This window comes from Acinetobacter johnsonii ANC 3681, assembly GCF_000368805.1.
Taxonomy (GTDB): domain Bacteria; phylum Pseudomonadota; class Gammaproteobacteria; order Pseudomonadales; family Moraxellaceae; genus Acinetobacter; species Acinetobacter johnsonii.
The window spans coordinates 273,999-285,877 of sequence record NZ_KB849705.1 but is presented as its reverse complement, the minus strand read 5'-3'; the positions used below and the strand labels follow the sequence as shown (position 1 = coordinate 285,877).

Genomic DNA, 11,879 nt, shown 5'->3' with positions numbered 1-11,879 from the left:
TATCATGTCGAGCTACATTCTCCAATGATAAAATCTGGATCATTACTGAAGCTGATCGATCAGTGACCACGATATTACTGCCTAGTGACTATTGATCAAAGCTAGTATTGCAAATGAACCGTAAAGCCTAAAAACTTTACGGTATTTTTTATTGATTAATTTATGGATTAATATCTATTTATCATAATGAATACTTTTTTAGTTATCTGTAAAATTTGCTTTTTAGGATACTTATAAAGATGCAGCTAATATGTTTTAACTTTAAAAAATCTAGGGGAAATTGATGATTAATTCTTGGCATGTAGCAACAGCAGCAGAAGCAATAGCGGCTGCCCAATTTGCCCGTTGTGGATGGGATGTGTCTGTTCAATATGGAGCTAATCAACCAGAATATGATTTATTAATCGATAATAAAAAGTATGAAAATTCTTTAAAAATCTCTGTAAAGGGAAGTAAAGATGGCAGTTGGGGATTAACACAATCATTTCTTAAAGAAGCAAACTATCATGCAGCAGTAGACGCATGGTCAGCAAAGCACTCTACTCGAACTATTTTTTGTTTAGTCCAGTTTAAAGGCACTGATTTAACTGATATGCCAAGAATTTACTTAGCTACTCCAGAGCAAATAGCCGCTAGATTAAAAGCAACCGCAAATAATAGAGGAGATACTATTCTTTATGAAAATCATGTGTGGACTAAAAGAGCACACGGTTGGGGATCAACAGAAGTGATTCCTGATGAATGGAAGTTTACTGAAGAACGTCTAGACTGGATTGCTAAATATATCGATCAATTAAAAGAAAACCATACGGCAGAAAACTCATAATCTTAGTTATAAAATGTAAGACCACAACTAGTACCGCAAAATGAACCGTAAAGCTTTTGGGCTTTACGGTTATTTTTTGCTTTTTTAAGGGTGGGTAAGGTTTAATGCTTTTCCCTTATAGAGTTTTTCAGGGTCTACTAGTCCGAATGAATTCACATAAAAAGATAAAAAATAAATTAAAAAAACAATTGAACTGCTCTTTATAATTATTAATTCTAATAAAAGTGATTATTTTTTACTCTTATTGTTTTTAGATATTTCAAGAATTCTGTTGATCTGTTACTTCACTTTTAAATTTTTCACTAAAACTCCTGGGCCAAATAGGTTTAAATTATTTTCTCCTAGATGTCCTTGCTTAAGCTATGTTTTAAAAAAATAATCTTTAAAAATCATTTATATATAAAAGTCAACACCCCCCATTTTGATTAAATTTTATTCGCCTTTTAATTTGAAAATAAATTAAGTAAGCTCTGCCTCATCCTTACAGAAACCTGAATTCTTCGAAATAAATTGGAGCCTAAAAATGCTTAATTATGGTAGTACAAATCGAACAAAATTTACTGATTCTAATATGGAACAATTACTAGATTTTAACGGATGTTTAGCTAAAAGCTTTATTTATGGAGTTGATGGATATACAGATCCAGAAAAAACCCCAATTGGAGCATATAAAATTTTTACTATTTCTGAAGTAGATGAAATAAGCCAACCTAGAGGAATATTGTTCGATCCTGAAAAATATAGTTTGGATGAACTTAATAAAAATTTTGCTTTTCAGATGAAAATATTTTCAGAGGCTTATAACTTCGATATGGGATATTACTATTCGAAAAAAAATGGATTGTGGAGAAATTTTGAGCAAATTAATGATTGGCAGAATTCAGATTGTATGGACTATCTGCATGATATTTTCTCTACTCTAGAAATTAATACAGTGCTTTTAGTTTTTTCTAAAAAATTAGAAAAGAACAAGTACTCTGATTTAGGTTTTTATGTATTAGATAAGCAAGGAAAAACGATTGGATATTATGCTCTTAGAGTAGTTACTGCTAAAACCCCGAAAGAAGATGATGAAGATATTATTTTAACTACATTAAATGAAATATCTTCATTAGATGATTAATTACTAATGATCTAAATCACTTAATCTATGGCCAGCATGCACCCATAGAAATTTGAATTTATATCAAGACTATATTCTTAAATTAAACCCTGATCTTAAATTAATTTCAGGTAAATATTATATTTCTTGAAATACTCAATCGCATAAATCCTATTTAATTTCAAATAAATTTTATATTTGAAAAGGTTTTTTGCGCCCAAAATTTTATGGAGCAGACATGAAAACACACCATCGGCTAGTTACCCCGAACTATGCTTTGCTAAACCCTAATGAAATTTCCATTCCTGAAGGAAAGTCAAAAGTTGAATTATCTATTCCTGAAGCAAAAGGGCTGAAACTAGTTAAATCCAGGCAGAGTTTAACCTATTTCTTAAGGTACGTTTTTAAAGGGAAAAAGGAATCTAAAGTACTTGGTAAACATCCTGATCTTTCAATAGATGAGGCTATTCTGTTAGCACAGCGTTATCAAGCGCAGCTTTCAAAAGGTATCAATCCTTTTCTAGAAATGCAAAAGAAGGCTGCATTACCTACATTTCATGAGTTCTTTGAAAAGTACTATTTACCATATGCAAAACAGAATAAAAAGTCTTGGAAAGATGATCAGTCAAGATTTATGAATCATCTTCTATCGATTTTAGGTGCAGTCAAAATTGACCAAGTGACATCGGCAATGCTTACTGATGCTCTAACACAGGTTAAGGAAAGTGGCTGCAAAAATGCAACAGTCAATCGGACACGTGCACTCATGAGCTCAATCTTAAAGATGGCAGTTGAGCGCGAATTGATTGATCAAAATCCCATGATGCGTGTCAAAAAATATGTCGAGAAAAATCAGATTGAGCGTTATTTAAGTGAGGAGGAACTCAAACGCCTAATGCTTGTTCTCGCAAATGCTAATAAGTATGGAATTCAGAATCACATCATCATAGGAATTGTCGAAATGCTTTTATTGACTGGTGCACGCAAGAGTGAGGTTCTTCATCTCAAATGGACTGAACTTGATCAAAGCAATTGGATCTGGAAGCTGAATGAGAATAAATCTGGCAGACCCCGCGTGATTCAACTGAATACAGAAGCTCAGCGGATTATTCGCAGAATGCCACGAAAATATGAATATGTATTTGCCAATCCACAAACAGGTTTGTCTTATAACGACATTCGTAAAACTTTCCAAAAGATTTTGGATGCAGCAGATATTCAGGAATTTCGGATTCATGATTTACGCCATAACTTTGCAAGTATGGCGGTTAACAATGGATGTGATATCTATGTTATACAACATTTATTGGGTCATGCCTCACCGATCACAACACAACGCTATGCTCACTTACGGCAGGATACATTGCGTAATGCTTCTGAACTCCTAGCCAATCGCATTAATAGTGCTCGTCCAGACTCAACAATCTAACACTATCTAATTCAACACTTTCTAAAAAGGCATATGTATTTGCATATGCCTAGGACTTTGTCATGCAAAAAAATCAACTTTTACTTCAAAATGATCAATATTTATCAGATATCAAACTTCAGATTGCGGCCAATCAAACGACTTTAATTATTGCACCTACAGGAGTTGGTAAAACAACTTTTACAATGGAGGATTTACATCGACAGTTTGACATGGTTTTAATGGTGGTACCTACTCAAGCGAAAGTCGCTGAACTTCAGAACGAATACAGCGACTCATCTAACAAAAAGCTATACCAATTTTTCTTTGCCAATCAGAACCCTGATGAATCGATTCGTACCCACAAGGGTGTCATCGTAGCGACATACGATAAATTTGAAAAAATTTATAAATTAATGAGTCAACAGCACAAAGATAAAACTCTTGTAGTACTTGATGAATGTCATAAGGCCTATTCAATCGGCAGCTTCCGTGATGAAGCCATTAACCCGATTATTTTTTCATTACAGAAACGAGAAATACCAAATATTTTATTATTAACAGCGACTTTTACAGATGAGTTGTTTGCACCACTGAATATTCATCTTGATCATATCGTGCAGATTGAACGTACAAAAGCTATCCAACGCCATATTTCGGTAAGGTATTTAAAGAATGGAGATCACTATAGCCATATTGCATTTCTGGAAAAGAAAATCTTGCAGGTCAGAAAGCACAATAAAGACTTTTGTGGACCTATTAAACCTAAAACGATTTTGGTCAGAATTAATTCACGAGAGAAATGTGAACGAGCAAAACGCTATTTTTCAACGAAGCACGGCTGTAAATGCTTAGTAGTCCATAGCAAGAGCAAAAATAACCAAGAGATCAGTGATATCTTTGAAAATCAGAAAATTCCTGCTGGTATTGATATTGTATTCACAACATCAATTATGGATGAAGCTGTAAACCTCAATAATCCTGACTTTGAAATGGATAGTGTTTGTATTATAGGTAAACAAGCGCATGTCGAAGAACTAGTACAATTTTTAGGGAGATTGCGCACAGCTAATGTACCCTGTGAATTGTTACTGCATACAGAAATGAATAATGCAGCAATTGATATCAAGAAATGTCATAGTAAGCACTTAAAAAGAATGCAAAATTATATTCTACGTGTTTCAAAAGTTGCCGAATCAATGTCAGCTTTGATGCATGACTTTTCACTTGATTTCCTTGGTCAAATAGAGAACAAGGAAAAGCAAAGTATTTATGACAAAATCAAGAAACTGAATGAGAGCTTTAATGATTTTATTGGCTGTAAATTATTTACGGCCTATCGAGGCAAAGCTGAACAGAATATCGCGAGTTTGGTTGCTACTTTGTACCGAATGGATGCTGCATACTGCTATTCTAATTATAGTTACTTCGCAAAAAGGATTCGGGATTTTTTACCGAATTGTATTCTAAAATTCGTGATTGATACGATGACAGTAACTCCACCTTATATCAAGGAGTTTTGTGATGATGAAAAAGAGAGTGATCAAAAGGCATATGATGAGAGTATTGATGAAGGGTTAGCTTTTTTTCTAAATCACTTTAGAACATTTCATAACGCTGATATCAGTACGCTTAAAGACATCTCAGATAAGTTCATTAAGGAAAAATCCAATACGGAAGACTATTTAGAATCAGCCGTTTTATGTGAATCTCCTCAATACCCTGACCAAATGGTGACAGTTGTTGAGGATACTATTTACTTGGCTCAGCATATTTCTAATTTGCATGATATAAAGGCGATTTTGCAAGCTAGAGACACAAGACGAGTTATCGTTGCTGGTGATGCTTACGCAGGTAATGTATTTATTCAAACTTTGGTGCAAAACTTTTATACACGAAAGTCGGACAAGTGTTTTTCTGGTAAGTATCGATTAAAAGGAGCACAAGCCGCTTCACTTTTGCAAAGTACTATCAAAAAAGTGCATAAGTGCACACATATCCCGATGCAAAGTATTATCAAACAATATTTGATAAAAGGGATGAAATACAATGATGAAACTGATAAGTATGAAATTGCCGAAAGTAAGGCACTGAATTATTTGTCCAATTATTTTGAGGTACAGGATAAGAACAGAAATAAGCCTGAACGACGTTATCTAGAGTTTCATGGTATTGCTGTAGGTGGATATGAATATATTTCTCTTAAGTATTGGCAGACAGATTCCGTGCAAAAAAAGAGTGTTTTTACATTAGGTAAGGATAAGTACGATAGTTACACTGGCAAAAAGAAACCCCTGGAAGTCAGTATAGAAAAGATTTTTGCAGCATAAATTGCTCGCCCATAACGTGCTCACAATTCCCATTTTCTCAGCTTTCGTGGTTTCTTTTATGACTCAATCTGAAAAAATGGGAAGTTCTTATCACTATAGAATTGTGATGGGGGAAAACTTCACTAGTGAGGCAGAATCATGGACTGTGTTACGCAGCATGGGTTAGTTGTAACTTCTAGAGGGGGAGTTTTCTTTTTTTTGGAAAATTTAGTGGGGTGTACTATTAACTAGCTATAGATGATTCATTGATTTTAGCTGAGCCTAATAGGGAATATTAGGGAGCCATTCAAGTCTTTTTATAGAATTAAATTCCATCGAAAAGCATTATAAAACAGGGTGTTATTTAGTATAATAATTGTGCTATTCAAAAATAGTCATCTTATTCATTTATCGTAGAAGAATATTCATGAAGAAAACGATTGTAATAATTTCAGCAGTTTTAGCTCTTATTATTGTTGCTTGTGTGGCCTTTTATTTAGGTAAATCTAGCGATCAAAATGATGGAAAAAATGCGAAAAAAGATTTAATACCTTATGTGATATCAAGAGATGGGCGATTGGTCGTATATGGGTTTAATTATGACCCAACAAAATCCAAATCGGAACAAGAAAAAAATTCAAAATTAATAGTTGAATTAAAGGAGATAGATCTAGTAGTTGATTGTACAGATCCTAATTTAATCAAAGATGAAAAAAGTAGTACTTCAAATTGCCAAGCTGGCTATAAGCTTAAGATGAAAGGTTCTTTAGGGGTGGATTCTATCGAGTTTTTAGATAAAGATGGAAAAGTAATCTTCGATGGGGCTACTGAATTATCTCCAGAACTGAAGGCATTAATGACTTTATCATTAGCTAATCAAATTAAAGAGGAACAAGCTGCTCAAGATCAGACTTCAAAAAATGAAAAAGTTGTAGAAACACCAAAGAATGAAAAAGTTATTGAATCTACAAAAGACGAAAGCTCAAATTATGGAGATCTTTTATTCTCAGATAATTCAAAACAATTAAGTCTTTATAAAAATTCAAAAGGTTATACGATCGTTAGTAAGAGTCTTTCAAAGGGAGCTGTGAATTGCGGTACAGTGAGTGGAGTGCGTGCTTCAGGTGGAATAGAGATTTCTTGTGAAGATGATAAGTTTACGTTTATTCAAATTGATCCTGATGGTCAATACTTCTTGAGCAATGATAGCGGCCTAGATTTGCAAGGAAAGTTTCCTAATTACGATGATTCAAAGATTGATTTTTAATACTCGCAATTGAATTGCTCGTAGCTAATACAGATAGATTTCCTACTTTCAGTAGTAGGGAATCTTTATTTCCTATTTTCAGTATTTCCTTTACCAACTTCAAACCTTGCGGTCAGTTCCTTTGTTCACAAAGCTATCAAGGTCTTTGCGGTCTATTAAAAACTTATTACATTTCTGCGGTCTATTTTTGCGGTACTTGCCGCAGTTGCGGTACATTTGCGGTTTTCACCTGTTTTTTTGTTAGATGTACACTTTATTTTTCTTATACTTAGAAATGAATGATAATTGTTATCTTGATATAGAGTTTTAGTATTTAATCATTTTTCAAATACTTAGGTGATTTATGGGCGGTCTTATTGATTTTATTGATGTTTTGTTATGGGTAGAAATATAAAATATTGATATTTAATAATAAAAAATCTACTGTTGTTTTCCCTCATAATCCGTTGGTCCCGTGTTCAAGTCACGGTGGGCCCACCATATATATCAACCACTTAGGTGTATTAATCCTAAGTGGTTTTTTTATAGTTAATTTCTTGTAAGCACTATGTAAGCAATAAAAAAATCAGAAAGCTTACATACTTATAATGTTGTCTTGTCATTGAATTTCATTTCGAAGGTTTTAATTCTGACTTATGACCATCTGAATCAATTTCATATTTCCTAAATGTCTTTTTAATATAGAGATTGGCTAAGGCAAGTTTGGTCTCTATGAGGGCTTATTTGGTGAATCCGTTACTCATTTTTTTTCTCGTTTATAATTGGCGGGCTTGTAATATTAGTGTTCTGGAAAATATTATTAAAAGATATTTACTATAAGATCTGTAGGTCTATAGGAGGTAAAGAGACAGAGGCTGAAATTGTTTATTACTTAGACTCTCTTATTAAAGTTCAATATCAACCGCTATTTTTTATGCAATTGCGTTTCAACATCGATGGAAATGAAACTATTACTGATAAATTTAAAGTTATCATGAGAAAAGGTGATGCTGCAAAATATGCTGTTGGAAAAAGAGTAAAAATCAAATATGACCTTAAAAATATTGAAAATGTCATAATACTAAATGTAATTGAAGATCTATAAATAAGCTTATGTCTAAAATTTCAGTGACTATTCATCATTATTTAAATTTTTCAAGTTATAAATTCATGTTAAAAACTAACGGAGATTTATGCAATTTATCGCATAAAGCCTCGTTTTATCTAGTATAAGTAGTTGAATATTATAAAGAATTTATAAATTAGCAGATTTCACTTTATCTGGTAAAGCTCGCCAAACAAAGACAGAGAGAATTAAAAACATCACACCTGAAATAGTGAGCACTTTACTATGTGAATGAATAAAAGCGTCTGAAGCTGCTTGTTTAAGCTCTTGCATCAACGCTGGGTCCAAATGTCGAAGCAGTGAGATCGCTTCACCAATTGAAGAGCTTGCTTCAGTAAGCATATTTGCAGGTAGCGTCTCTGGTAAAACAATGGATTGTGCATAGAATAATGATAGTAATAATCCAAAAATAGCAACTCCCAAACCAACCCCGAGCTCATAAGCCATACCCTCAATCGCCCCAGCTGCGGTTGCTTTTTCAGGGGAAACTGCAGACATAATGGCTGCTGTAGAAGACAATAATGCAATTTCAACACTGATACCCATCAACACCATCCATACCCAAGCTTGAATATAATGTGTACCAAAATCGGTCATGGCTAAACCAAAGAAACATACAGCACACATCAACATGCCTACTGTCGCTACAGGACGTAAACCGTAATGATTCATCAGAACACTGGTGAAAGGCCCACCAATACTGATAGCAATCATAAACGGTAAAATAAAGAGACCCGCTTCAAGCGGTGTATAGCCATACACAAACTGTAATTCTTGAGAAAGCAATAATTCAAAACCTACCAGTGCAATCATGGCGACCATTGCCATCACAATACTGGTTGAGATGACAGGATTCTTAAACAAGCTAAAGTCAATCATCGGTTGAACTGCACGGAGTTGATGCCGAACGAAGCCTACCAATAAGCATAATCCAACAGCAAAAACCAACACTATCCAAAAACTAAAAGCGTAGATCGAGGTTTTAATCGAATAGATCAGCATTAAAATAGCGATCACTAAGATCAGTGCTTGTAACAGGTTCAAAGGCTGTTTGGTTTGTACTGTTTGTTTTGGGACCAGCCATAAAGTCAATATGAGTACAAGAATAATAATAGGAACATTAATGAGGAATACCGTACCCCATGAAAAGTGTTCCAATATAAAGCCACCTAAAAGCGGACCAAAAGCAGCACCACCACCGCCAACGGTTCCCCAAACTCCTAAAGCGTAATTTCGCTGTTTTTCATCTAAGAAGGTGTTTCGAACACCAGCCAAAGTTGCAGGTAAAATCATGGCTGCCCCGACACCTAAAAAGGCTCTGGCTGCAATCAACATATAGGCTGAATTTGCACAGGCCGCCATCAATGACGCTACACCAAAAATACTTGCGCCAATTAACATCAGACGTTTAAAGCCAATTCGATCTCCCAACGCGCCCATTGGCAGAATTAGTCCAGCCATAATCAGCGAATAAATATCGATGACCCATAACATTTCACTGGCAGACAAAGAGAGGGTTGAACTCAATGTCGGGATCGCAACGTGGAGTACTGTTGCATCAATCGAAACAGGTAAATAAATGAGTACGATGATTGCCAAAATCACCCATTTGCGAGACATAAAACACCTAATTAAAGTTGGACACTTGTTCAAGTTTGCTTATTATAAACATACTTGAACAAGTGTCCAACTTTGTTTAAGATCTGTTTTGTAAACTCTGTTGAATGCAAATTAATGAACTATTTAAACCGTGAACAGCGTCGTACGATGATTTTGGATGCAGCAAAACGCGTGGCACTACTAGATGGACTTAATGGTTTGACTGTGCGTAGGATTGCCGCTGAAGCCCAAGTTTCGACAGGGCAAGTGCATCATCATTTTCAATCAAGCTCACACTTAAAAGCTGAAGTATTTATTGAGTTGATGAATCAGCTCGATCAAGTGGAAGATCAAATCACAACCAATAGTAGCCTTGAACGCCTATTTTTATTGCTCGGCATTGAAAATATTGAACAAACACAACCTTATTTACGTTTATGGAATGAGGCTGAGATTTTAATTGATCAAGATCTGGAAATTAAAAAAGCTTATAACGTGACAATGGAACAATGGCATAACTCTTTAGTGACTACGATTGAGCAGGGAATTACTCAGCAAGAATTTAAAGTTTCTACAGCAAGTTCTAGTCAAGACATTGCATGGCGTTTGATTGCTTTTGTCTGCGGTTTAGAAGGGATCTATCAACTCGGTTTAAAGGGCTTAGATCAGCATTCCTTTAAGCACCATGTTGAAATGGTACTTAAAATGGAACTGTTTCAATAAAAGAAAGTTCCAGCGCGATGTTTCATTGTTTAAGACATTTAGTCTTCGTATCCCATGAGCTTTTGTTTAATCCACATTAGTCCAGCACGTGGGAGAATATGTACCTCGTGCTTTGTCGAGAGAGTCATACCTGCTAAATCATCTAATTCGTATCTCTATTTTTAGTATCGGGCTCTAAGATAGTTTGAAAATAAAAAGTCACGGGACGTTCAGTGGTGACTTGCCGTTGCTCAAATTCGGTAAGCTGCTGGATACTTTAAAGTGCAGCATGAGTTACTCAATTTTTTCTACAAAGCTTTCATTTCAAATGTAACCATATAAGTATTTAAATACATAATGATTATAATGAAAATTATTGATTTTAAATAATTTATATGTGGAAGGCTTTAAGCGGTTTGGATAGTCTAACTGCATTATGATGTCGTAAAATGCTAAGTGAATGTCGTCTTATGTAAAGTGTCGTTCTATTGAGTGTTGTAGTTTTGATGTGTGATTAATCACTGAATAAAAATATAGCATGGATAGAAAAATGACGTCGAATAAAGCAATACGATTCTATGGATCGGGTGTTCCTGAAGTAATGCGCTACGAAGATATAGAAGTAGGAAAGCCAGCCGCAGGGCAAGTTCTTCTACGTCATGTGGCAGTAGGACTAAATTATGCTGACACCTATTTCCGTGATGGTACATACCAAATTCCACTGCCAAATGGTATGGGCGTAGAGGCTTCTGGTGTGATTGAGGCTGTAGGTGAGGGGGTTACCGACTTTCAAGTGGGCGACCGTGTCACTTATACCGGCTTTTTAAATACCTTAGGTGCTTACAGCACGTCACGATTAATTGACGCAAATGTTCTTATCAAACTTCCTGAAGGTATCTCATGTGAAACTGCGGCTGCAATGACCATGCGTGGTTTGACGTCTGCCTATCTCATGCGTCGTATTTATGATTTTAAAAAGGATGACACAATTTTATTGCATGCCGCGGCAGGTGGTGTGGGTCTAATCGTTTCACAGTGGGCGAAGTTACTGGGTTTAACCGTAATTGGTACAACGTCATCTGACAAAAAAGCGGCGATTGCAAAAGCTTATGGTTGTGACCATGTCATTAACTATAGCCATGAAAATGTGGCGGAGCGCGTGCGCGAATTAACGCATGGCGTTGGTGTCAATGTGGTTTTTGACAGCGTAGGTAAAGACACCTTTATGTCGTCATTAGATTCGTTAAAGCGTTGCGGTTTAATGGTGTGCGTGGGTACGGCATCAGGGCCGATTCCAGACTTCAATCCAGTGCTGCTTGCTATGAAAGGCTCGCTTTATATCACCCGCCCAGCGCTAGCAGATTACATTGCTGACCCTGCTGAAAAGCAAGCTTTGGCCAATGAGCTGTTTGACCATGTCGCAAGTGGTCGAATCAAAATTGAAATTAATCAACGTTATGAACTTAAAGATGCCGTACAAGCACACCGTGATTTAGAGGCACGTAAAACAACGGGTTCATCTATTTTCGTTATTTAAGTTTGTTATTAGAAAGGATTTCTT

The 11,879-nt window shown here is 35.4% G+C and carries 9 protein-coding genes; 8 read left to right on the top strand and 1 reads right to left on the bottom strand.

The window, feature by feature from the left end; genetic code table 11:
• Positions 1-283 precede the first annotated feature (283 nt).
• From F946_RS05620 to F946_RS05595, 6 genes are all read left to right on the top strand, one after another.
• A complete protein-coding gene (locus F946_RS05620; RefSeq protein WP_004980039.1) occupies positions 284-826 on the top strand; it encodes a hypothetical protein in 543 nt (180 codons plus the stop codon).
• 523 nt (positions 827-1,349) lie between these two features.
• Positions 1,350-1,949: a hypothetical protein gene (locus F946_RS05615; RefSeq protein WP_004980038.1), complete on the top strand. Its 600-nt coding sequence runs from the start codon at positions 1,350-1,352 to the stop codon at positions 1,947-1,949.
• Between the two features lie 217 nt (positions 1,950-2,166).
• Entirely contained in the window at positions 2,167-3,357 is a 1,191-nt protein-coding gene (locus F946_RS05610) for a site-specific integrase (protein WP_004980037.1), read from the top strand.
• Between the two features lie 62 nt (positions 3,358-3,419).
• Positions 3,420-5,666, top strand: coding sequence for a DEAD/DEAH box helicase (locus F946_RS05605; protein WP_004980036.1), 2,247 nt, complete (start codon positions 3,420-3,422; stop codon positions 5,664-5,666).
• A 406-nt stretch (positions 5,667-6,072) separates the two neighbouring features.
• The gene (locus F946_RS05600) at positions 6,073-6,912 is read left to right on the top strand and encodes a hypothetical protein (protein WP_004980031.1); all 840 of its coding nucleotides are present in this window, start codon (positions 6,073-6,075) and stop codon (positions 6,910-6,912) included.
• A gap of 781 nt (positions 6,913-7,693) precedes the next feature.
• A complete protein-coding gene (locus F946_RS05595; RefSeq protein ID WP_004980030.1) occupies positions 7,694-7,996 on the top strand; it encodes a hypothetical protein in 303 nt (100 codons plus the stop codon).
• A 150-nt stretch (positions 7,997-8,146) separates the two neighbouring features.
• Here the strand turns inward: F946_RS05595 and F946_RS05590 are convergent, their stop codons facing one another.
• The gene (locus tag F946_RS05590) at positions 8,147-9,637 is read right to left on the bottom strand and encodes a SmvA family efflux MFS transporter (protein WP_004980029.1); all 1,491 of its coding nucleotides are present in this window, start codon (positions 9,635-9,637) and stop codon (positions 8,147-8,149) included.
• Between the two features lie 114 nt (positions 9,638-9,751).
• On the opposite strand from F946_RS05590, the gene F946_RS05585 reads away from it, so the two are divergent.
• Both F946_RS05585 and F946_RS05580 read left to right on the top strand, forming a co-directional pair.
• Complete coding sequence (locus F946_RS05585) at positions 9,752-10,339, top strand: TetR family transcriptional regulator (RefSeq protein ID WP_004980028.1); 588 nt, start codon at positions 9,752-9,754, stop codon at positions 10,337-10,339.
• Positions 10,340-10,868: 529 nt separating this feature from the next.
• Positions 10,869-11,855, top strand: a complete 987-nt coding sequence (locus tag F946_RS05580) for a quinone oxidoreductase family protein (protein ID WP_004980026.1) — start codon at positions 10,869-10,871, stop codon at positions 11,853-11,855.
• Positions 11,856-11,879: the final 24 nt, after the last annotated feature.

Bases quoted from the DNA above. Each gene is read 5' to 3' on its own strand.
- F946_RS05620 (WP_004980039.1), top strand. From the start codon at position 284: ATGATTAATTCTTGGCATGTAGCAACAGCAGCAGAAGCAATAGCGGCT.
- F946_RS05615 (WP_004980038.1), top strand. From the start codon at position 1,350: ATGCTTAATTATGGTAGTACAAATCGAACAAAATTTACTGATTCTAAT.
- F946_RS05610 (WP_004980037.1), top strand. From the start codon at position 2,167: ATGAAAACACACCATCGGCTAGTTACCCCGAACTATGCTTTGCTAAAC.
- F946_RS05605 (WP_004980036.1), top strand. From the start codon at position 3,420: ATGCAAAAAAATCAACTTTTACTTCAAAATGATCAATATTTATCAGAT.
- F946_RS05600 (WP_004980031.1), top strand. From the start codon at position 6,073: ATGAAGAAAACGATTGTAATAATTTCAGCAGTTTTAGCTCTTATTATT.
- F946_RS05590 (WP_004980029.1), bottom strand. From the start codon at position 9,637: ATGTCTCGCAAATGGGTGATTTTGGCAATCATCGTACTCATTTATTTA.
- F946_RS05585 (WP_004980028.1), top strand. From the start codon at position 9,752: ATGAACTATTTAAACCGTGAACAGCGTCGTACGATGATTTTGGATGCA.
- F946_RS05580 (WP_004980026.1), top strand. From the start codon at position 10,869: ATGACGTCGAATAAAGCAATACGATTCTATGGATCGGGTGTTCCTGAA.